The sequence below is a fragment of the Enterococcus sp. S183_ASV_20 genome (genome assembly GCF_018919685.1).
GTDB classification, from domain to species: domain Bacteria; phylum Bacillota; class Bacilli; order Lactobacillales; family Enterococcaceae; genus Enterococcus; species Enterococcus faecalis.
Genome location: NZ_JAHLRI010000021.1, coordinates 17780 through 40651 on the forward strand (window position 1 = coordinate 17780; position 22872 = coordinate 40651).

At 40.0% G+C, this 22872-nt stretch carries 18 protein-coding genes; all 18 read right to left on the bottom strand.

What is annotated here, in order from left to right:
* Positions 1–11: 11 nt before the first annotated feature.
* Complete coding sequence (locus tag KQI94_RS08965) at positions 12–566, bottom strand: PTS glucitol/sorbitol transporter subunit IIC (RefSeq protein ID WP_002355983.1); 555 nt, start codon at positions 564–566, stop codon at positions 12–14.
* Complete coding sequence (locus tag KQI94_RS08970) at positions 566–1051, bottom strand: transcriptional regulator GutM (RefSeq protein ID WP_002368739.1); 486 nt, start codon at positions 1049–1051, stop codon at positions 566–568. The genes KQI94_RS08965 and KQI94_RS08970 overlap by 1 nt, the downstream gene beginning before the upstream one ends.
* Complete coding sequence (locus KQI94_RS08975; protein ID WP_216454372.1) at positions 1048–2910, bottom strand: HTH domain-containing protein; 1863 nt, start codon at positions 2908–2910, stop codon at positions 1048–1050. Before KQI94_RS08975 ends, KQI94_RS08970 begins: the two co-directional genes overlap by 4 nt.
* 15 nt (positions 2911–2925) lie before the next feature.
* A complete protein-coding gene (locus KQI94_RS08980; protein WP_002355987.1) occupies positions 2926–3726 on the bottom strand; it encodes an SDR family oxidoreductase in 801 nt (266 codons plus the stop codon).
* Positions 3727–3979: 253 nt separating this feature from the next.
* Positions 3980–4624, bottom strand: a complete 645-nt coding sequence (locus KQI94_RS08985; RefSeq protein WP_002368738.1) for a hypothetical protein — start codon at positions 4622–4624, stop codon at positions 3980–3982.
* 401 nt (positions 4625–5025) lie between these two features.
* A complete protein-coding gene (gene mnmG, locus KQI94_RS08990) occupies positions 5026–6924 on the bottom strand; it encodes a tRNA uridine-5-carboxymethylaminomethyl(34) synthesis enzyme MnmG (RefSeq protein WP_002355988.1) in 1899 nt (632 codons plus the stop codon).
* Positions 6925–6943: 19 nt separating this feature from the next.
* Positions 6944–8341, bottom strand: a complete 1398-nt coding sequence (mnmE, locus tag KQI94_RS08995; protein WP_002355989.1) for a tRNA uridine-5-carboxymethylaminomethyl(34) synthesis GTPase MnmE — start codon at positions 8339–8341, stop codon at positions 6944–6946.
* Between the two features lie 232 nt (positions 8342–8573).
* The gene (locus KQI94_RS09000; protein WP_002391085.1) at positions 8574–12998 is read right to left on the bottom strand and encodes an Ig-like domain-containing protein; all 4425 of its coding nucleotides are present in this window, start codon (positions 12996–12998) and stop codon (positions 8574–8576) included.
* 741 nt (positions 12999–13739) lie between these two features.
* Entirely contained in the window at positions 13740–14609 is an 870-nt protein-coding gene (gene citG, locus KQI94_RS09005) for a triphosphoribosyl-dephospho-CoA synthase CitG (protein WP_002367539.1), read from the bottom strand.
* A gap of 6 nt (positions 14610–14615) precedes the next feature.
* The gene (locus tag KQI94_RS09010) at positions 14616–15788 is read right to left on the bottom strand and encodes an NADP-dependent malic enzyme (RefSeq protein ID WP_025187629.1); all 1173 of its coding nucleotides are present in this window, start codon (positions 15786–15788) and stop codon (positions 14616–14618) included.
* Between the two features lie 116 nt (positions 15789–15904).
* Positions 15905–17302 (bottom strand): oxaloacetate decarboxylase subunit alpha, encoded by a 1398-nt coding sequence (locus KQI94_RS09015; RefSeq protein ID WP_002368659.1) that lies wholly within the window; start codon positions 17300–17302, stop codon positions 15905–15907.
* Positions 17295–17831, bottom strand: coding sequence for a citrate lyase holo-[acyl-carrier protein] synthase (gene citX / locus KQI94_RS09020; RefSeq protein ID WP_002390266.1), 537 nt, complete (start codon positions 17829–17831; stop codon positions 17295–17297). The genes KQI94_RS09015 and citX overlap by 8 nt, the downstream gene beginning before the upstream one ends.
* On the bottom strand, positions 17824–19356 hold the full coding sequence (citF, locus tag KQI94_RS09025) for a citrate lyase subunit alpha (RefSeq protein ID WP_002355996.1): 1533 nt from the start codon (positions 19354–19356) through the stop codon (positions 17824–17826). The genes citX and citF overlap by 8 nt, the downstream gene beginning before the upstream one ends.
* A 2-nt stretch (positions 19357–19358) precedes the next feature.
* Complete coding sequence (gene citE, locus KQI94_RS09030) at positions 19359–20246, bottom strand: citrate (pro-3S)-lyase subunit beta (protein WP_002355998.1); 888 nt, start codon at positions 20244–20246, stop codon at positions 19359–19361.
* Positions 20234–20542 (bottom strand): citrate lyase acyl carrier protein, encoded by a 309-nt coding sequence (citD, locus tag KQI94_RS09035; RefSeq protein WP_002355999.1) that lies wholly within the window; start codon positions 20540–20542, stop codon positions 20234–20236. Before citD ends, citE begins: the two co-directional genes overlap by 13 nt.
* 5 nt (positions 20543–20547) lie before the next feature.
* A complete protein-coding gene (gene citC / locus KQI94_RS09040) occupies positions 20548–21540 on the bottom strand; it encodes a [citrate (pro-3S)-lyase] ligase (protein WP_002368656.1) in 993 nt (330 codons plus the stop codon).
* A gap of 32 nt (positions 21541–21572) precedes the next feature.
* Complete coding sequence (locus tag KQI94_RS16540; protein ID WP_002356001.1) at positions 21573–21707, bottom strand: OadG-related small transporter subunit; 135 nt, start codon at positions 21705–21707, stop codon at positions 21573–21575.
* Positions 21708–21728: 21 nt separating this feature from the next.
* A complete protein-coding gene (locus tag KQI94_RS09045) occupies positions 21729–22844 on the bottom strand; it encodes a sodium ion-translocating decarboxylase subunit beta (protein ID WP_002383526.1) in 1116 nt (371 codons plus the stop codon).
* Between the last annotated feature and the right edge of the window lie 28 nt (positions 22845–22872).

Sequence of the window (22872 nt, forward strand, 5' to 3'; positions counted from 1 at the left end):
CTTGCTCCTTTCTAATCCACAGCAATCTCTACTGTTTTACTAAGGGTAATTCCTTGTTGTTTGCAAACATAGGCGGTAGTGAAATCGGTAACCCAACCGCCAATAAAATTCATTAATATCCCTACAAACATATAGCGAATCGCTAGGTCCATCGAATTTAGTCCTAACGTATCAATCCCTTGCGCAATCCCTAACCAAACGAACAATTCACCAGGATTAATATGAGGAAAAACTCCATTACTGGTATGACAAAATTGCGCTTGTGCAGCATAATAGCTAGGTTTATAGTATTCTGGTAAAAATCGAGCCATCGTAAAGGACATTGGATTGCCTAACATAAAAGCGGATAAAAAAGGCAACACTAAATACCGCGTAACAGGATTTTTGGCAGAAAGTTTGGCTACCTTGGTTACTCTTTCTTCTCCTAGAAAAGCAATTAAAGTATTCATAGCTACCATTAACATCAAAACAACAGGTACGATGCCTGTCATCCAAGAAATAAATGTTTCTGCTCCTGTTTGGAAAAGGTGCATAAATCCTTCCGCAAATTTTGTAATATAAGACATTACTCGACACTTCCTTTCAATTTTGTTTGTACTTTATTTTTCCATAATTGCCATTGAATTTTGGCTCCATTAAGCGGCGTTAATGGTTGTGTTTCTTGATAATTGCCAAGCTCAACACGTAAGTAAATTTCTCGTGCATTTTCCATCGCTTGTTGGGTTAATTTATTTTCCTTTTGTACGAGCGGATGGTAATGATCCATATAATGAATATCCTCGTTCACGTACTGAGGTAAGGAATGAAATTTAGCTAGAACAGTGACACCTTGCATCTTTCTAGCGGCTAAGATTTTCCCTTGTGAATCCACAGCAAACAAGATAATCGTGCCTGCTTTTAACTTCCCTGCACGTCGACCAATCGCGACTTTCCCTAATTGTCGCAATTCTTGGTAGTTTTGATTAAAGTGTTTAATCTGTTTCATTCCCATAGCTATCTGAACGAAGTAAGCTGTTAAAAAAAGCGCCCCGAATACGTAGATAAAACTCATATGATAATCCCCTTCCTTTGCATCCACTCTTTAACCGCTAAAACATCTCGTTGCTTCCGTAACTCATTACGTAAACGTTCGTCTCCTGCGATTGTAAACAAGCGGTCATATAGTTGTAGTAACTCTGCTTCAACAGTGGCCGTCAGCTCTTCTGGAATACCCAACAGAAAAATAACATCAACTTTACCTTCTGGTGTAACCAGTGATTCTTCAAAAACCCCAATCGATAAAATAATCGTTGGTAAGGCTTGATTAATTGTATGGGGAAAGGCAATCCCCGATTCAAAAATAGTTGTTTGTTGATCTTCTCTAGTAAAAATTCGTTCGATAAATTGGGGATCTACTAATTTTTCTGCTTCTAAATCAGCAATCATTTTTTGGATATTCGCTCGGTAACCTTGAGTATTCTCTAATAATTGATAGGTCATATGAATATTTTGAGATTCCACGGAACGAATTTCTTTTGCTCTCTGCCACTCATTTCTGAGCCAAGTATCGTTAAATAAATTAGTTAAATGGATCATCGGTGTTTGTGGTCGAATATTTTTTAAGGGAATGGTTGTAAAAATAGCAAAATATTGATTCAATTCTCTTCTCTCTGCCTCTTCTTCAGAAAAATGGGCAATCTGGACGTCTGGACCCAAAACTTTTTCCAATTGCCGCTGAATGATCAAGGCCGTTCCATGACCTGTACTGCAGATTACGGCGATTTCTTTTTTGGCTCCCGCTTCATAGTTCCCTCTCAATGCTAGTTCAAAATACAAAGCGAGATACCCAAATTCAACCGTCGGCACACAACGATTTAACAAACGGCCCAATTCTTGCAAGCCAATCTTGGCTAATTCATAGGCCAGAGGATATTGTCGTTCAATTTCTCCATAAAATAAATCGTGACACTCCACATGAAAAACGAGTCGATTCATCACGTTTCTTAAATGATCTTTCATTTCTGAAAACAAGAAGTCCTCATCAAATTCAACAACAACTGAATGATGAATTTTTTTCATCATTTTTTGAAAATAGTCAGCTAAGAGTCCTTCATCAGCCAATAAAGAATTACGAATATGGTTTGTGTTGATGTTAAAAGGAAAGCTGATAAAGGAACGTTCCCATTGGCTTAACGTTACATTATAGGTTATTTCCAAGTGATACATCAGTTCTTCAATCTGCTCGTTATGACGAACATAATCAACATATTCTGGTGGTAGTTCCGTAATGAGTTTTCCAGCTAAAACACGCTGCAAAACAATTGAAACCACTCTTCGTAAAAGAAAACTATCTTGTTTCGCTAGTCTTGTTTCTTTGATTATTTTTTGTATCATTTGTTTGGTAGTTTCATGAAGAAACTGTTCTTCAAAATATTCTTGGACGTAATTCACATGAAGTAAGCGTAAATCAAACTCTTTTCCTTCTAAATGAATACCACGGTTTGGCGTACCTACAACCGCAACCTGCCAAGGAGCAATCAGCTCTTTCATGCGCTTAATGTCTTTATTAACTGTGCCGCGACTAACGGCGAGTTCTTCGGATAAATCATAAGTTGAAATAAATTGATCTTCTTCTATTAATCGTTTGATAATGTAGGAAACACGCTTGCTTGAAGAATTAAAATCAGATTCCCTTTTTAGCCGTCCAGACAAAACCTCTTCAAAACCTTCAAAGTTATTGATTTCTAACTGAAAGAGATTTTCCTTCTGAATAATTTGGGCGATACCGATTAATTCATCATTCAATGTATCAATGTTTTTACGAACTGTTTGAGGACTTGCGGCTAATTTTTCTTGCAATTCCTGTAAGCTCATTCCTTTGTGATCAACTAGTAATTTTATTACTTGGTACCATCTATTTACTAGCGTCATTTAGTTTTCCCACCTCTATCCTCTTGTTTTACCTCCAGCTACGTTTGTGGTGATGCCTGTAATATAGCTTGAACGGTCTGATAAATAATAGCATACTAAGTCAGCGACTTCATGGAGTTTTCCGCTACGACCTAATGGAATCGTACTTGTTTTTGAATAACCTGCTCGCAATTGCTCAACAGAAATGTTTCGTGTATAAGCCAATGCTTCTTCGTATGCTAAAGTGCGCAAGCCCGTTTCTTCCATAATGCCTGGCGCAATCCCCACGACACGGACGTTTGATTTTCCTAACTCTTTAGCCCATGAACGTGTATAACTGCTGACCGCTGCTTTCGTTGCAGCGTAAGCACTTTGCCCTTCGGAGCCTTCTAATCCAGCTTCTGAAGACATATTAATAATGACACCTGCTTGTTTTTGTACAAGAATCCGGCCCACTGCTTGGCTCATTAGGTAGAGCCCTTTTTGATTGATGGCTACAATTTTGTCGAATACCTCATCCGATAATTCATAAGGCCCATGAGGATGATTTTTATCCACCAATAGACGTGGAATATTGATGCCGGCATTGTTTACTAGGCCATCTACGGTTCCAAATTTTTCCACCACTTGAGCGACACCCGCTTCTACTTCTGCTCGAGAAGTTACATCGACTTTCACAAAGAGTAAATGCTCATGTTGCGTTTCTGATGCTGAGATATCAAAATTAGCGACATAGACCTCTTGTGCTAACAAGCTTTCAACAATGCTGCGACCAATACCAGATGAGCCTCCTGTAACAATCACTACTTTTCCTTTAATTCCTAACCAATCTGTCATATGTTCCACTCCTATCATTTGTTTGCGCTTTCAGTATAGGTCAGTTTGTGAAATTATTTAAGACAGTCTTTTTTTGTAGTTTAGAAAAAAGAGTAGACTAATTCAAAACAAAAAAGCAGTTGCTTCTTCACAATCAATCATCCGTGAAGAAGCAACTGCTTCAAATTTTTATTATCCTTGCACTTTCGCGATTTTTCCTTGTTCGATGTAGACTAAACTGAGTTATAAGTAGCTATTTCCAAATATTCCAACTTTATACTGCTGTTAAAATTAATTTTGCTGTGTCGGTCGGTACATCATGTTTAGAGTTGTAGAAAGAAGTAGAAATAATTTCTCCCTCTTTTAACTCAATTGCTACATCTTGATTCCCTGGATTAAAATTTTGCGACCTAGAATTTCCTTCATTATCATTATATATATCTAAATCCCAACCCAAATTAGCAAACTGTGGATCCATTTCCATGTTTGTACTCAATTTGTATTTTCCAGCAGGTACATCTCTTCCCACTATATATTCGCCAATACCTAACTCTGTAGCTTCTGTAACTTTTTCTGGTACAGCATTTAGTTTGATTTTAGATATATTTCTAAAACTTAACACATCACCATCAAATAAAATTAATCTTACTTTTGAAGCATAATCTGCACTTGAATCAGGTGTACCCAAGACCCAATTAAAAAATAATCCGTTAATATCTTTTCTAGTTCCTGTGAAATTACCACGTCCACCAGTAACTTCTAAATCATAAATACCAGGTTTTACTGTAGCATCATTCCCCACAGTTATATCTCCAGTTACATAGATTTCATCAACCGACTGGCCATTAGCTGCTAATTTATTCATTATTTTTGGCAATGAATCTTCTGTTTTCTGTGAATCACTCGAACTGTTTGTCACTTTTATCGGTTCTTCTGAACTTTTTTTGAACCAGTACTTTCACTATTAGATGCACATGCAGTCAAACTAATCAATAATAATAAAGATATCCCCATATACCATTTTTTACTCAACACAAAACTTCTCTCCCCTGACTTTTATTTTTGTTCAGATAATTGTGATCACTTATATGTTACTTTTTCCACTAATATAAATCAAGAACATTCTAATATATGTTAAAAATATAATTATTTCTATGAGTTAGCTTGTTTATTTTTTCTATTCAAACTAAATTAACTACAATAAAACTCATCCATACAAAAAGAAAGCTGCTATGCTAGTGCATTTAAAAGTTAAATCAAAAAAAATTAATTTTTGAGTTTAACTACACCATTTAAATAGCAACTTTCTTTTTTCACTTATTATCCTTGCACTTTCGCGATTTTTCCTTGTTCGATGTAGACCATCAAAATGCTAATGTCAGCGGGATTCACACCGCTGATACGGCTTGCTTGGGCAATCGTTTCTGGTTGGATTTTTTGTAGTTTTTGTTTTGCTTCTGTAGCCAAGCCGTTAATCGCTTGGTAATCGATGTTTTCTGGAATGCGTTTTGCTTCCATGCGTTTTAGTTTCTCAACCTTTTCCATGGCTTTTTTAATGTAGCCTTCGTACTTGATTTGAATTTCTACTTGTTCAATCACTTTTGGATCGAGCGCCTCTTCAGGTGCGGGAATAAATTGAGCGACTTCTTGATAACTGATTTCTGGGCGTTTCAGAAAATCTCTAGCTAAAATACCATCTTTTAAGCCAGCAGCGCCTTTGGTTTCCAAAAATGCTTGCACTTCTTTGGTTGGTTTAATCCGATGTTTGCCTAAGCGGGCAATTTCCGCTTCAACAGCCGCTTTTTTGACTAGATAGGCGGCATATTGTTCTTCTTTGACTAAGCCAATTTCATGACCCATTTCTGTTAAACGTAAGTCCGCATTGTCATGTCGTAAAATCAAACGATACTCCGCACGTGACGTTAATAAGCGATAAGGTTCGTTAGTGCCTTTTGTAACTAAATCGTCAATCATGACGCCAATATAGCCATCACTACGTTTTAAAACAAGAGGCTCTTTGCCTTGAATTTTCAATGCAGCATTAATTCCTGCCATCAAGCCTTGACCAGCAGCTTCTTCGTAGCCACTAGTTCCGTTCGTTTGACCTGCTGTATAAAGATTTTCAATGACCTTTGTTTCTAATGTTGGGCGTAATTGGTGAGGGACTACCACATCGTATTCAATGGCGTAACCTGTACGCATCATTTCTACTTTTTCTAATCCTTCAATAGAATGAAGCATTTCTGTTTGGACATCTTCTGGTAAAGAAGTAGATAAGCCTTGGACGTAAACTTCTTCGGTATTCAACCCTTCTGGTTCCAAGAACAATTGGTGTCTTGGTTTGTCTGCAAAACGAACAATTTTGTCCTCGATGGATGGGCAATACCGAGCGCCCACACCTTCAACAATCCCAGTAAACATTGGGGCACGGTGTAGATTTTTTTGAATAATTTCATGCGTTGTTTCATTCGTATAAGTTAACCAACAAGGTTCTTGGTTTTGATTGTAGGCACTATCTGGCGTGCTGTAACTAAAGTGGTTGGGTTCTTTATCGCCTGGTTGTTCCTCTGTCACAGAATAATCAATCGTACTTGATTTTACTCGCGGCGGCGTTCCTGTTTTAAAGCGATCGATTTCTAAACCTAATTCTTTTAAATGATTGGCTAAACCAACGGAAGGTTGCGAATTGTTTGGTCCTGATGAATATTTTAATTCACCAATAATAATTTCGCCACGCAAGGCAGTACCGGCAGTAATCACCACTGCTTGACTACGGTATGCGGCACCTGTTGAAGTTACAACACCACGACAAACGCCATCTTCCACGATTAATTCTTCAACAATCCCTTGACGAAGGGTTAAATTTTCTTCTTTTTCAATGGTATGTTTCATTTCTGTCGCATAGGCATGTTTGTCAGCTTGCGCGCGCAACGCACGCACTGCTGGACCTTTACCAGTATTTAGCATCCGCATTTGGATGTAGGTTTTATCAATGTTTTTACCCATTTCGCCGCCTAATGCATCGATTTCTCGGACAACGACTCCTTTGGCAGGTCCACCAACAGAAGGGTTACATGGCATAAAAGCAACCATATCTAAATTAATCGTTAAAAGTAACGTTTTAACGCCCATTCGTGCGGCTGCTAAGGCTGCTTCAGAGCCAGCATGTCCAGCACCGACGACAATAACATCATATGATTCTGCTTGATATTGATTCATAAAAAATTCCTCTCTTGTCTTATTTTCCTAAACAAAATTGACTAAATAACTGTGTAATTAATTCATCTTGGACACTATCGCCGACGATTTCCCCTAAATAATCCCAACAACGGGTCATATCAATTTGAACTAAATCGACTGGCATACCTGCTTCGATGCCGTTAATCACTTCTTGTAACGAAAGCGCTGCTTGATCCAGCAAAGCAATATGACGTGTATTAGAAATATAGGTAGCATCTTTTTCGCCTGTTTGGCCGCCAAAGAAAAGATCAGCAATTTTCGCTTCTAACTGGTCTAAGCCTGTGTTTGACAACACCGAAACGGATAAAATTTCTTCTGCAGGGACTAATTCTTGTAATTCGTTAGGATCTAGTTTTGTCGGTAAGTCCATTTTATTTAAAAGAATAACGCGTTTTAAGCCTTTCGTTGCTTCCAACAGTTGACGATCTTCCTCTGTCAATTCTTCGCTTTGATTTAAGACTAACAAAATTAAATCCGAATCTGCTAACGCTTTGCGGCTGCGTTCGACACCAATTCGTTCCACAATGTCTTCTGTTTCGCGAATCCCCGCTGTATCAATTAATTTTAAAGGAACACCGCGAACGTTAACGTATTCTTCAATGACATCACGTGTCGTTCCAGCAATATCTGTAACGATAGCTTTTTCTTCTCGTAACAGATGGTTTAACAAACTGGATTTCCCGACATTTGGTCGGCCAATAATTGCTGTACTTAGACCTTCTCGCAAAATTTTTCCTTGTTTAGCGGTCGTTAATAATTGTTGAATCTGCGCTTTCACAAATTCGGCTTTTTCTAAAAGTAATTTCGTGGTTAATTCTTCGACATCATCATACTCTGGATAATCAATATTAACTTCTACTTGCGCTAAAGTATTTAAAATTTCTTGTCTTAATGAACGAATTAACGCCGACAAGTTACCATCCAATTGGTTCAATGCAACATTCATCGCTTTATCTGTTTTAGCACGGATTAAGTCCATCACTGCTTCTGCTTGTGAAAGATCCATTCGGCCATTTAGAAAAGCACGTTTTGTAAATTCCCCAGGTTCGGCCATTCGTGCGCCTTCACGTAACAGTAATTGCAATAATTGGTTCACCACGACAATGCCGCCATGACAGTTAATTTCTACCACGTCTTCTCGTGTAAATGTTTTCGGTGCCCGCATCACAGAAAGCATGACTTCATCAATCAATTGATCGTTTTGCGGATCAACAATATGACCATAATGAATCGTGTGCGTGGGGACTTTAGCTAAATCTTTAGTGCCTGACCGATAAACTTTGTTTGCAATAGCAACTGCTTGCTCGCCACTTAAACGAACAATACTAATCGCACCTTCACCTGGCGGCGTAGAAATCGCCGCAATTGTATCAAATTCCATTGTAGCTGATTGCATAATTAGCTTCCTTTCTTCATAACAACAAAAAAAGCGCCCACTCCTCCTGCATTAAAAAATTCAGGTTGGATTTAGCACTTTCACTGCTTGTTCCTTCGATTTTCTGAAAATAGAATAGCACATTTTATTCTATTTGGCAATTTTTCTTCATTAAATGGAACGAGAAAACGTATCATTGAGTGGGGAATTCTCAACAATACGTTTTCTCATCTATAGGAATTAAAGGAGAGAGCTAGTTTTTACGTTTGCGTTTGATGATTCCCATGCTCGCAAGGAGTGCGACAAAGGCGCCAAACAAACTTGTTGTCACGGCTGAGGACTCTTTTTCACCTGTACTAGGTAAGTAGCCTGTTTTCCCGTGATTTCCAGTGCCATAACTGATGGTACTTAGTTTAGGGTGGTAGCCACTACCATTTGTACCGAGGCCATTGCCTAGTGAACCTAAGCCAGAACCTGTTGTGCCTAAACCAGAACCCCCATTTGGATTTGAACCTGTGTTTGAACCATTCCCATTATTCCCGCCAGTTGCGCCATTGTTTCCTGTGTTGCCGCCTGTATTGCCGTTATTTCCGCCAGTGTTACCATTGCCTCCTCCAGGATTCGTTGGGTCGGCTGGTGTCATGAAGGTTGTAGCCGTACTGTAATGTCCTGCGCCATCGGTAGCTGTCGCAAGTAAACTTTGTTGAGCAGTCGCTTGTCCCGCTGTTAATTGGATAGCGAAGTTGCCTTCAGCATCGGTGGCACCTACAGCAATCACACTTCTTAATAGTCGGTTACTAATTTGAATGATTCGGTTTGGTTCAGCTGTTCCTTTGATGAGGTAGCCGGCTTTAGACGTTCCTAAAACTGAAGAAACAGTTGGTGCCGCAATTTTAATCTCTGGTTCTCCCGTAATATCGGCCGGCGTCATAAATGTGGTTTTAGGACTCACATTTCCTTGTGTATCTGTGGTTAGTGCGGTTAACGTTTCTTTTTCTGTTGCTAATCCTGCTGCAATATGAATAGAGAAGGTACCTCCAGTAGTTGTATTGCCACTTGCCAATAATTTTTCACTGCTATTGTAAAATTGAACCGTGACATTTGGATCAGCAGTTCCAGTGACTGTATAGCCATTGGCTTTGTTTCCTTCAACCTTCGTAATAGTTGGCGCCGCTAAAACAACATCCGCTGGAATAACGGCTGTAGCTGGTTGACTTTCATTGCCAGCGCCATCTTTGCTAATAATCGTAATCGTTTCTCCTGGTGTCACTACGCCAGCTGATAGAGTCACCGTATATTGGCCGGTTTCGTTAGCAGTGGTAGCAGCAATGATGGTTCCGTCTGCGTCACGGACATCAATAGTGGTTTTGGGCTCCGCCGTTCCAGTGATTTCGTAACCTTTACCAGAATTTCCGGTAATAGAATCAATGGTTGGTGTGGCTAAGTCGGCTGGTGTAGTTGCTGTAGCCGGCTGACTTTCTTTTCCTGTTGCATTTTTCGCTACGACAGTTATTGTTTCGTTAGCTGAGGCCTTCCCTGGCTCTAAAGTCACTGTGTATTTGCCATCAGTTCCAGTAGTTGCCATGCCAAGGACTGTGCCATCGGCATCACGCACCTCAACTGTTGTACCAACTTCTGCTGTTCCTACTACTTGATAGCCTTTTGTCGTGCTACCAGTGATTTTGTCAACAGTAGGTGTCGCGACTGGTGCATCTGGATCAGCAGGTGTTTTGAAAGCAGTCGGATTACTTTCTTTCCCAGCAGCATCTTTCGCAATGGCAGTTAAGGCTTCGTTAGCTGTTGCTGTGCCCGTCGGAAGAGTGATTGTAAAGGCGCCAGCACCATCAGTCGTTCCCGTAGCAATAACTAAACCTGCTTCATTGTGAATCTCAATGGTGACATTTGGCTCTGCCGTGCCGGTTACTTGATACCCAGTGGCAGTTGTTCCTGTAACAGTCGTCACAGTTGGTGCTGCTACGGTTGCATCTTCAGGGACCGTCACTTCCGTTGGTTGACTTTCATTGCCGTCACCGTCTTTTCCAACAACTGTTAATATATCACCAGGATTAGCGGCTCCCACTGGAAGGTCCACAGTAAAGTTTCCTTGATCATCCGTTGTCGTTGTACCAATAATTGTTCCATCTGGGTTCCGTACTTCAATGGTGGTATTAGGGTCCGCCGTCCCAGTGATTTCATAACCAGTTGTTGAATCACCAGTAATGTCACCAATTGTTGGTGTGGTAACATCAGCGGGTGTCATAGCTGTAGTTGGTTGACTCTCAAGTCCAGTATCATTTTTAGCAACTACATTCACTGTTTGTTTAGCTGTTGCTTTTCCTGAAGCTAACGTCACAGTATATTGGCCAGTCGGTCCAGTTGTTGCGGTGCCTAAAACTGTTCCGTCTGTTGCACGAACTTCAATGGTGGTGCCAAGTTCAGCGGTACCTGTCACTTGATATCCTTGTGTTGTATTCCCAGTTACTTTGTCGACACTTGGCGGTGCCACTACTTCATCTGCTGGTGTTTGGAAGGTTGTCGGTGTACTTGTATTGCCAGCAGGATCTTTGGCTAACGCTGTCAAAGTTTCATTCGCATTTGCCGTCCCAGCTGGAAGGTTCACAGCAAAGGAACCAGTTCCATCGGCAGTCCCTGTTGCAATCACGTTCCCATCTGCATCACGAATCTCGATGGTAGCATTCGGATCAGCGGTGCCTGTCACCTGATAACCAGCAACTGAATTACCTATTACTCCTGTTACAGTTGGTGCTGTAACCGTGGCATCAGCAGGAACAAGGACTTCAGTCGGTTGACTTTCATTTCCCGCGTTATCCTTTCCAATCACTGTTAACGTATCCCCAGGATTGGTCGTTCCCGTTGGTAGCGTTACAGTAAACTCACCATTCGCATCAGAGGTACCTGTACCAATAACTGCCCCAGCTGGATCACGAACTTCGATTGTTGTGTTAGGGTCTGCTGTTCCTGTAATTTCATAACCCGAACCAGAGTTGCCTGTGATGTTATCAACTGTTGGTGCAGTGACATCAGCTGGTGTTGTCGCCGTTGCTGGTTGACTTTCCGTGCCACTAGCGTTTTTCGCTACAACGCTCAGCGTTTGATTTGCTGTTGCTGTTCCTGGATCTAAAGTCACTGTATATTTTCCGTCAGTTCCAGTTGTTGCAGTACCAAGGACCGTGCCAGCTGCATCGCGAACCTCAATGGTGGTGCCAACTTCAGCAGTCCCTTTGACCTCATAGCCTTTTGTTGTACTACCTGTTACAGTCTCAACAATTGGCGTCGCCACGGGCGTATTAGGATCCGCTGGCGTTTGGAACGTTGTTGGCGTACTTTCTGTGCCGCTGGCGTTTTTCGCTACAGCCGTTAATGTTTCATTGGCACCTGCTTCACCTGCGGGAATGGTAACTGTAAACGCTCCTGTCCCATCAGCGGTACCTGTGCCTATTACGGTGCCTCCTGCATTTCGGATTTCAACCGTGGCATTGGCATCGGCAGTTCCTTTAACTTCGTAACCTGCCGTTGAATTACCTGTCACTCCTGTGATTGTTGGTGCGGTTACTTCACTAGTAGTACCTGCAGCAAAATAAATGTTGGATACACCATCTGCTGTTGCTAATAAATTAACGTCTAAAAGATCTGTTTGAACGACTGTTCCTACAAAACGAGCATCTAAATTATTGGATAAATTTTGAGGTGTTGAAACGGTAGTTGGTAAAGTAACCGTAGTTGCGCCTAGTAAAGAAGCATCCACTAACTCATTCACACCTGAACCACCAACCGCTAATAAAGGCAAAGCACCTGAAACAGCCACGTTTACCGTGCCTTTGACAGGAAGCAAGGCTGCATTTATGGCTGTAGCGACAAGATTACTTGGGATACTGGTTCCTTTTGCCTCCAAAGCTTGAACTGCTGCATTCAAATCTTGTAAGATGTTTGAAACATTTTGGGCTAAAACTAACCCTAAACCATCACTAATCGGTGCACTAATGTATGAGCCGTCAGCTGCTAACGTTTCCGGAGCTGTAAATGAAGCAGCACCTAAGTTTTCAATGTTATTCACTAATTCCAATTGACGATTCACTTCCGTCAAATCAATATCAACACCAGTTAAATTCCCTAACGCTCCACTGGTAATTTGAGTAATGACATTGGTTAAATCATTGGCTGCATTCAAAACGGCAGTCAAAAAAGTAACTTTTGAAAGATCAATCGTAACGTTGGTATTGATTGCTGCGCTGCCTGCTGCAGCTACATTTCCTCTTAACTCAGGAGGAACCACTAACACCGCTTGTTTTTGTCCACTAAACACAGCGGAAGCATCTGCTAAAGCACCACCAGAAACAGTGAAATTAACTGGTTGATTTTGGTTTGCGGCTGTCCAACGATTACTCGTTGAAGTGCCACTGTCATTATTTGACGTAACATTTGATAATAGTTCGATATCCAAGACCGCTGCTGATGCACTGATTGTGCCAGAGGTAACAGCTATACTTACAGGGATTGCTAATGACGTAAATAATAAACCACTTGATATTGCTAAATTAAGCATCTTGCGTTTTGTCCATTTTTTATGCTGACTTTTCCGATTAAAATCCTCAACAATTTTCTTTTTCATCTGATCGTCCCTCTTTTCTTTAAAATAAACGATAAATACCAAGATCATTAGCTTCCCCTAGTTGTTCATCTCCCCCTTTAGCGATTTAAATGGATTTAACACCTGCAGTTTAGTACATTTCCTCAGCTTTTCAAAATATAATGCTGTGAATTTTTATATAAAAATTCATTTGATAACAAACATCCTGGATATGTTAAAAAACTCACTAATTCATTAGTGAGTTATTATACAATGAGAGGAAAATGAGGAAGTTTATACATTTCTCCCCAATTATTAAAGATAAATAAATTATTTTATTATAACTTATCGTTTGATAAATCGATAATTAAATAACGAAAAATTTTTTTATTTTTTTGAGAAATTCCACTATTATTTTTTCTGCTTCTTTGACTGTTTTTATCAATTTTATGGCTGTAAGTCATAAAAACTTTACATCAAAAAAATGACTCTAATCTATAACAATTTTTTCTGTTTTTAAGATTTTTTTTATGAAATTTTTTATATTAAAAAAATTTCATAAAAAAAGGCGACAGCCGTTTTTGAACGAATGCCGCCTTTTAGACAAACAAAAACCTGATTCTAAAAGAATCAGGTTTAGGAAAAGCAAATCAAGATTCGCTTCAACTGTTTATCATCGTATTTGTATACTCTGATAAGAATGATTTCGTAATAAAATATACTGTGTTTCATGGTATTTGTCAATCGCTTTCTTGAATTCTCTTGAGACCTTTCCATAGGCATATAAGGTCAAAATAACTGGCAAAATCAGCGTTGTAACTATCTTTTTAATTAAGGCGTCAGCCAATTTAATTTCATTAGTTTATCTAAAAACACCACCAAAATTAAAGCATCTGCACTGCCACCAATACTCCAATTTTTTTCTTTGAATAAGTGATTCAATCTTTCTAAGCAAAGGGTTCCCCGTAACGTTTGTGTCCCCCCTAAAGCAAAATATTCCTGGATTAACGGTTGATATACTTCAAAAATTTGGACATTCTGACTTCGTTTAATCAAATTCGTATCCTCAACATAGAGCGATAAATAAAGGAGCGTATCAATGAGTTTTTGTTGTTGTGTGCCTTGATGTTTTTGATAATAAGGCACTCCCTGTTCAAAGACAGCGGGATAACCTTGTTGCGCCTCACCACGGATTCCAGTCAAGCCATGCTGAACAAATAGTCGTTCACCCCAAGTTAGTTTTTCTAGCTCATTCGTAGCGAGGTTTTCAAAGTCAGCCAATAAGTCTTGCGTCATTGTTTGAAGCGTTTGTTGAAACAATTGTAAGGTGCAAGGGGTCTCCCAAATCATTAGACGACCACAGATAGCTAAAAAAATACCTAGAGAAAAAATCGCTCCTTTATGTGTGTTGATCCCTTCTGTTGCCTCAAACATCGCTCGTTCTGCTTCTAAACCAACTTGTCGAATCGCGCGAAAGGTTGCCTCAATCGGCAAATGACGTAGCTCTGTCCCAGCTTGAACGAAGGTTTCAAAATAAGGAGTCAAAACCACACTACTTTCTAAAAAAGTGAAAACATCCATATCTTGATGGGCGCCTGCATCGACTGGATCCACCAAGCCTGGTTTATTTAAACAGGTCACTTCATAGAGTAGTGCCAATTGTGCTTGCTGCGCTAATTTACTCCTTGCTTGCTTTGTCATTGCCTTTTACGTCCCTTCTTCTGCCGTGGCCTTTTCTTGTTTTATATAGTCTAGTACAGCATTAAAAACCGTGTCAACTACGCCGCCATCAAATACATTAGGTATGAATTTTTCTGCTGTGGGTTCTGAAATCATAGCGGCCAAGCTTCGTGCTACTGTCATTTGCAAACCGACATCGACTTTTCTGCCTTTCGCTGCCAATAACCCTTTAAAAAGACCTGGAAAAGCTAAAATGTTGTTCACTTGATTCGGATATTTGGAAGAACCAGTTGCTAATAAACGGACACCATTGGCTTGGGCGAGGGCTGGTTCAATTTCTGGTTTAGGATTTGCTAAAGCAAAGATAATTGGGTCTTGGTTCATTGATTCAATCAGGGCTGGCGTTAGCACATCCGCTTCTGATAAGCCTAAAAAAACATCCTGATTGACGACAGCGGTGGCTAAATCTTTGTTTTCTACTGATGGTTTTATTACCTGTCGAAGCAAAGCACGTTGGTAAGGATTCAATGTCGGGTCTTCTTCTCTTAAAACACCTTGGCGATCTACTAAGGTGAGATGCGTAATCCCCGCCTGAATACATAACTTAGCGGTCGCTACACCAGAAGCACCAACTCCGTTAATCACCACACGTAATTGATTTAAAGGTTTTCCTTTAATTTTAGCTGCGTTGATTAGCCCAGCTAAAACGACGATGGCTGTGCCTTCTTGGTCATCATGATACACAGGAATGTTCAAACGTTGTTGAAGTTTTTCTTCAATTTCAAAACATTTTGGTGCAGAAATATCTTCTAAGTGGATTCCTGCAAAACTATTTTGTAAATTTTCAATTGTTTGAACCATCTCGTCCACTGATTTTTGTTCCAGCGCTAAAGGAATAGCATCGACCCCCGCCAAATTTTTATAAAGCAAAGCTTTGCCTTCAACAATTGGCAAGCCCGCTTGCGTGCCCATATTGCCGAGACCCAGAACAGCTGATCCATCTGTAATAACCGCAATTAACTTACCACTAATGGTCCACTCGCGCGCTAATTCATGATTTTTGGCAATCATTAAACTCAATTCTGCGACACCAGGTGTATACATTTTGGCTAAATCATGATGGTTTAATACCGCTTCTGTTGCTTCAAGACTTAGCACACCAATATTTTTTTGATGAATTGCTAGAACTTCTTCTAACACATTGTCACTTCCTTTCACGGGCTGCCTTTTTCTATTTGATGAAGCAAGGGTTTGAACAACCGTTATCGTCGCTCAAACCCTTGCTTCTTTATACATTTGCGGAGCACTTGCCCGTTCTATTCTGGCAAGTCAAGTTTGACTGTCACTTTCTGTAACGGTACATCGTAAAAAGGATCTTCACGACGTCCTAAAAAGTCTTTTCCTTGTTGTGGGAACATCGCATATAATAGGACATCCTCTTCAGATTTTGCATATTGTTGGATTTCCTTTTCTAAACTATGCAACTCTGGTTTCAATAAATCCGCCGGTCGACAAGTGATTACCTCTTCATCCCCGATGATTTTTTGTTTAATCTCTTCTGCGATAGGTGCTGGTGATTTACCGTATTCCCCGCGCACATAATCTTTGATTTCATTCGGTATTAAGGAATATCTTTCCCCAGAAATCACATTCATTAAGGCTTGTGTTCCGACCATTTGTGAAAGCGGCGTAACTAGTGGCGGATACCCTAAATCCGCTCTTACTTTAGGTACTTCAGCTAAAACTTCTTCATATTTGTCTTGTAAACCTTGCTCCGTTAATTGACTTAATAAGTTTGATAACATACCACCAGGCACTTGATAAATCAAGGTTTTCGGTTCCGTATCTTTAACTTTAGGGTTTAAAATGCCTTCACTTCTAAAGCGATCACGAATCGGATTGAAATAGTCAGCAATCTCTGTTACTTTTTCCATATTTAAACCTGTTTCAAAGCCTAAATCTTCTAACGCAATGGCTACAGATTCTGTGGCTGGTTGACTCGTACCGCCAGCGAAAGAAGAAATAGCTGTATCGATGATATCCGCACCTGCTTCAGCGACTTTTAAATAGGTCATCTCAGAAATACCACTAGTCGCATGCGTATGCACCTCTAAAGGTAAATCAATGGCATCTTTCATTTTGCTCACTAATTCAAAACCAGTTTGTGGCGTCAAAACGCCTGCCATATCCTTAATACAAATGGAGTCCGCTCCTGTTTGACTTAATTCTTTGGCTAATTTTACAAAGTAATCGATGGTATGAATTTCACTCGTGGTATAAGAAATCGCTGCTTGACAGTATCCGCCAGCTTCTTTTGTTGTTTGAATTGCTGTTTGTAAATTACGGACATCATTCAAGGCATCGAAAATACGAATAATATCAATCCCATTTTCAACTGATTTTTCGACAAAGGCCCGCACCACATCATCAGCGTAATGACGATATCCTAGTAAATTTTGTCCTCGTAATAACATTTGAAGTTTGGTATTTTTAACTTCTTTGCGAATTTGGCGAAGACGTTCCCAAGGATCCTCGTTTAAATAGCGGACACAGGAATCAAACGTTGCCCCGCCCCACATTTCTAATGCATGAAATCCTGCCTCGTCCATTGTTTTAATAATCGGCAGCATATCTGAGGTTGGCATCCGTGTTGCAATTAAACTTTGTTGTCCATCCCGTAGCACCGTTTCTGTAAAACGAATTTTTTTACTCACTTGGCTGCTCCTTTCGTGTCAAAATTATTTCTGTTATTTTTTCTTGCATTGCTTCAAGACTGTGACGTCGATTTCGTCCACAGACTTTCGCCTCTTCTTGGCAAATAAAACAGCGCCGTGGTGGCAAGCCTAAATCTCCTCGATGAAGGCTTTTTAGTTCTTCATTTCCCCATAAAACATCTAGGTCCACTAAACGACCATAAGGATGTGTTTCTTCAATTTTGACCATTCTTTGTTTTAATTCTTGTGGGGCTAACGAAACCGCCAAATAATATTCAGGACCTGTTTTTTCATTCCGGTAAAAATTAACAATCGGTACTTGATCCAGCAATTGTTGCTCGACTTCGTCAATTACTTCTAAAAAAACAGCCGTTAAAGTGGGCGAATTTTTTACTTCTCCAGGAATATTCATTGTGGCAGATAAGAGACTAGCTTCTGGTGCTGTTTCTAACAACTCCTTCTGTGTGGCAGCTCTTTGTTCGCGAGCATCCAACATCTCTAAAAGTGTTACTTTTTCCCCATTAAACATTGCGTACCACATCAATTAGACTACCATCTCGGTATTCAATTAACGCAACAACTTTGTCTCCATATTTAATTGGTTCCGGGGTGCCAACAATGTTGTAGGCTTTGTCTTTCAACTCTTCTAACGTAAACTGAGGAACATCTAAGGTTTTAAAACAATCAATTAAGTCTGTTCTTTTTGGATTGATTGCAATGCCGACTTCTGTTACTACGACATCGACACTCGTACCTGGTGTAACGACTGTATTTACTTGCTCGACGATTGTTGGAATCCGTCCACGAACAAGTGGTGCAATCACTAGACTCATTTTACAAGCCATACTTGTATCGGAATGTCCGCCAGAAGCACCACGGATGACACCATCTGAACCAGTAATGACATTTACATTAAAATCTGTGTCCACTTCTAAAGCAGATAAAATAGCTGTATCTAATTGATTAATAACCGCCCCTTTGCTAAGCGGTGAAGCATACATATTGGCATCAATTTCATAATGATTGGCATTTTCTCCTAAAGAAATAGCTGATGGATGATCAAAGTCTTGGACGTCAATAATTTTTTCTACTAAACCTTCTTCCAAAAGTTCCACCATTGCATTCGTAATTCCGCCTAAAGCGAAACTTGCTTTAATGCCATCTTTAAGCATTTGTTCTCTCATGAACCGCGTAACTGCTAGTGAAGAGCCACCTGTTCCTGTTTGGAATGAGAAGCCTTCTTTGTAGTAAGGAGAATGTGTAATTATTTTTGCGGCATATTCAGCAATCAATAATTCTTTAGGATTCTTTGTAAAACGTGTCGCGCCTTTGGCAATTCCATCTGGATCACCAATTGCATCAATTTCTACCACATAATCAACATCTGTTTGTGGAATACTAATAGGGGTATTAGGATATGGCACTAATGTGTCAGTAATGATGACCACTTGATCCGCATATTTTGCATCGACCATCGCATATCCAAGAGAACCACAGGTGGCTTTTCCTTTGGTTCCATTCGCATTTCCATAAGCGTCTGAACTTGGTGCACCTAAGAAAGCTACATCAATATGGATATCGCCTGCTGCTACTGCCCGTGCCCGGCCACCATGTGAACGAATCACCACAGGATTTTCCATGATACCTGCTGAAATAGCGGCGCCTACTTTATCTCTCAAACCTGAAGAAGTAATGTTGGTGACTACTCCATTTTTAATGTGTTCGATCAAAGGTTCATGAACATTTGCAATTGAACTAGGTGCAATCGAAATATTTTTCAGCCCCATGGCGGCAATCTCGGCTAAAACTAAGTTCATCACATAGTCTCCTTCACGGAAATGGTGATGGAAAGAGATGGTCATGCCATCTTTTAAACCTGTTTTTTCAATAGCTTCACGAATACTTCCTAAAAGTTTTGTCTCCCGAGGTTTCACTGGTTTAATTGCTCGGCTCGCTTCTTGATACGCATCAATGTGTGCTAATTCTCCTTCATAAATGCCGTATTGCTCTGCATAAGATTGAGGAATGTCTTTGCCTACTTTATTTACTACCATGTCTATATTTCCTCCTCGGTAATTAATTTAGCCGCCAATGCTAACGCAATGACCCGTTCAGCTCGTTCAACAATTGGTTTATCAACCATTTTTCCATTTACGGAGATAACACCGGAACCTTTAGCTTCGGCTTCCCGAATGCCCCAGATTACTTCCTTAGCATTCTGGATTTCTTTTTCTGTTGGCGCATAAATAGTATTAACTAATGGGATTTGACGAGGGTTAATCACCGATTTCCCATCGAAACCTAGCTGTTTAATCAAACGAACTTCGGCTTCAAAGCCTTCCGTATTGTCTACATCTGAATAGACCGTATCAATAGCTGCAATCCCAGCTGCTCGAGCGGCATGTAAAATCATGCTACGAGCAAAGAATAGTTCTTGGCCATCTGGATGGCGCCGTGTTTTCATATTGGTAACATAGTCTTCGGCGCCTAACGCGATGCCAATCAAGCGAGTTGAACTTTTGGCAATCGCGGGCGCATTTAGAACACCTTCAGCCGATTCGATAGCAGCCATCATTTTCGTTGTTCCTACGGGAATGTCATTTTGCTGTTCTACTTCTGTAATGACTGCCTCGACATCAATGATATCTTGGGCTGTTTCTGTTTTTGGTAAACGAATCACATCGACACCAGCTAAGACCATTGCTTCAATATCTTCTGCGCCACCGGCATCTAAAGCATTGATCCGAACAACAATTTCAATATTGCCATAATCGAAAGTTTTCAAAGCAGAATGGACTAAAACACGGGCAGAGTCTTTTTCTTTTAATGAAACTGCATCTTCTAAATCAAACATGATTGAATCTGCCCCATACAAAGGTGCATCTCTTAGCATTGCTGCGTTCGCTCCAGGGACAAACATCATTGTTCTTCTTAAACGTTCCATGAGTCCAACTCCTTCCAATCATACGTTTCTTTTTCAGCGCCTCGATGTAAAACTGTAATCATCCGAGCTTTGATTGTACAATCTAATGCCCCTTTATCAATCGCCTTGACCGCAACGCCTTGGACATCTAAATGTTCCAAAGTTGTCGTAATCACCTGACGAATTTGATTGCCAAATTGTTTTTCGACACTACTTTCTAATTCAATGGTATTTTCTGTTGATTCAATGGGTTGGACGGTAATCATAATATCACTTGATTCTACTGTTCCTGCAGTAGCATTTTTGATAATCTTCACTTTCTTCACCTCATTAGTTTCTTGTGTTCTACTAAGTATTGATAACTTGTTGCTGGTAAAAACTTCTTGAGTGTCTCTTTGTCGCCTTCAGCCATCGCTTTGCGAACTTTCGTCGCACTAATCAGCTCTCCACCAATCGCTAATCGTGGGACAATGGTTAGCGTTATCGTTTGTCCGAAAACTTGTTGCATTGCTTGATTGTAGACATCGGTCACTTCTGAATAAGGCTCTTCTCCCACATAACGTTGCTGAATTTCAAGTATTGGCGCAATTCTTTCTTTAAATAACGTTGCATCAAGCGTTGCTTGAATTGCAGCTACCTCTAATGGCGCTTTTTCTTTCAAAAAATAGGTAGGAAAAGTCGCAGACGAAACTAAGTAATCTTCTGTAGATAGGACTGTCACATTGGGTAAATGGGCTACCCCTTTTTGCACCATTGCGAAACGTGCTTCTTTTGAAAACAGCGATTTATCTTCAGATAAAACAAACACATAAACGTGCGGACTTTCTTTGGCTGCTTTTTCGACTAAGTACTGATGGCCTTTCGTAAAAGGATTTGCATTCATGACAATGCTACTGGCTGGTCCTGCTTTTTTATGCTGTGTCAGGTAACCAAGATAATCGGCAAAATCTGGTTTGCCTTGCTCCATAAATAGCACCTCTTGATTCGCAACCACTTTTTGAAAGCCTAGCGACTGAAAAATTTGTTCATTTTTTGGTTTTGTATACAAAAAACTGTGTAATTGGTTTTCTTCTCTCAGTTTTTCAAGTAGATGAACTACCAATTGGGTTAACAAATTTTCAGATTGATATTTTTTACAAACGGCCACGCACTTAATCGTTTTGCCTGAAAGCGAGCCAGAGGCGATTAATGCTGTGTCATCATATATGCCAACGGTGTAATCAAGTGCTTCTGTCGTTTGCAATGCGGCTTTTTCCATTAATTCGCGCCAAGCTTGATAAGCTTTTTTATCTTTTTGCAACCAGATTCTTTTCATTGTATATACGCTGTTCACAGCAATAACCTCCTTTATTTTTTAATTGGAAATAATTTTGTTAGTAATTTAGATGCTAGATAAATGATAAATAAAACAACGAAAACGCCGCCCCAACCAAAACCTAACAGTTCAAAAGCAATTTTTAAATCTTCCATGTTAACAGACATGTATTCGTTCTCCTTTCCGTCCTATGTTAAAAAGGCTAATAGTAAGCCACCAGCAATTACAGAAGCGATTTGTCCTGAAACGTTGGCACCAGCAGCATGCATTAAAATAAAGTTTTGTGGGTCTTCATCCGTAGCCATTTTTTGAATAACCCGACTAGACATTGGGAAAGCGGAAATACCCGCAGCACCAATCATTGGATTAATTTTTTCTTTTCTAAATAAATTCAAGAATTTAGCAAAAAGTACGCCGCCGACTGAGTCCATAATAAAGGCGACTAACCCTAAGCCAATAACCATCAACGTATCGACTTTTAAGAACTCTGCATAGTTCATGCTAACGGAAATAGATAGTCCTAGCAAGATACTAATAATATTCACCAATTCATTTTGAGCTGTAATGGATAAGCGATCCAAAACGCCACATTCTCTTAATAAGTTCCCAAACATTAAGAAACCAACTAATGGTAATGACACCGGCGCAATTAACCCTGCGACAATCGTAATAACAACCGGGAAAAGAATTTTCGCTGTTTGAGAAACTTCACCGGCCCGATAAGTCATACGGATCCGACGTTCGGCTTTCGTCGTCACTGCTTTAATCGCTACTGGTTGAATAATCGGAACTAACGCCATGTAGGAGTAAGCGGCAACCATTATGGCTCCCATGTATTTTGAATGTAAGGTATTTGCTACGAAAATAGACGTTGGGCCATCAGCGGCACCAATAATCCCGATCGAAGCAGCATCGTTTAAATCAAAACCTAATAAAACAGCCATAATAACTGTAAAGAAAATCCCAAACTGTGCAGCGGCACCAAACATCAACATAAACGGATTTTGTAACAATGGACCGAAATCAATCATTGCCCCAATCCCAATAAATAATAATAACGGGAATAACTCTGTTTTTATTCCAAAATCAAAAAGAACATTAAACGGACCAGGCTCGCCGCCAGCGCTCAATACGCCGGAATTAGGAAAGTTCACTAAAATCGTTCCTAAACCCATCGGCACTAAAAGTGTTGGTTCATACTCTTTTTTTATTCCTAAATACATTAATAGTCCACCAATCAGCATCATCACAATGCGTCCTGGTTCTTGGCCCATTCCTATAACACCTTGAATCAGTGTCTCCACACAAATCACTTCCTCTTCTTAAATTAAT

Bases quoted from the DNA above. Each gene is read 5' to 3' on its own strand.
- KQI94_RS08965 (WP_002355983.1), bottom strand. From the start codon at position 566: ATGTCTTATATTACAAAATTTGCGGAAGGATTTATGCACCTTTTCCAA.
- KQI94_RS08970 (WP_002368739.1), bottom strand. From the start codon at position 1,051: ATGAGTTTTATCTACGTATTCGGGGCGCTTTTTTTAACAGCTTACTTC.
- KQI94_RS08975 (WP_216454372.1), bottom strand. From the start codon at position 2,910: ATGACGCTAGTAAATAGATGGTACCAAGTAATAAAATTACTAGTTGAT.
- KQI94_RS08980 (WP_002355987.1), bottom strand. From the start codon at position 3,726: ATGACAGATTGGTTAGGAATTAAAGGAAAAGTAGTGATTGTTACAGGA.
- mnmG (WP_002355988.1), bottom strand. From the start codon at position 6,924: ATGAATCAATATCAAGCAGAATCATATGATGTTATTGTCGTCGGTGCT.
- mnmE (WP_002355989.1), bottom strand. From the start codon at position 8,341: ATGCAATCAGCTACAATGGAATTTGATACAATTGCGGCGATTTCTACG.
- KQI94_RS09000 (WP_002391085.1), bottom strand. From the start codon at position 12,998: ATGATCTTGGTATTTATCGTTTATTTTAAAGAAAAGAGGGACGATCAG.
- citG (WP_002367539.1), bottom strand. From the start codon at position 14,609: ATGACAAAGCAAGCAAGGAGTAAATTAGCGCAGCAAGCACAATTGGCA.
- citX (WP_002390266.1), bottom strand. From the start codon at position 17,831: ATGTTTAATGGGGAAAAAGTAACACTTTTAGAGATGTTGGATGCTCGC.
- citF (WP_002355996.1), bottom strand. From the start codon at position 19,356: ATGGTAGTAAATAAAGTAGGCAAAGACATTCCTCAATCTTATGCAGAG.
- citE (WP_002355998.1), bottom strand. From the start codon at position 20,246: ATGGAACGTTTAAGAAGAACAATGATGTTTGTCCCTGGAGCGAACGCA.
- citC (WP_002368656.1), bottom strand. From the start codon at position 21,540: ATGAAAAGAATCTGGTTGCAAAAAGATAAAAAAGCTTATCAAGCTTGG.
- KQI94_RS16540 (WP_002356001.1), bottom strand. From the start codon at position 21,707: ATGTCTGTTAACATGGAAGATTTAAAAATTGCTTTTGAACTGTTAGGT.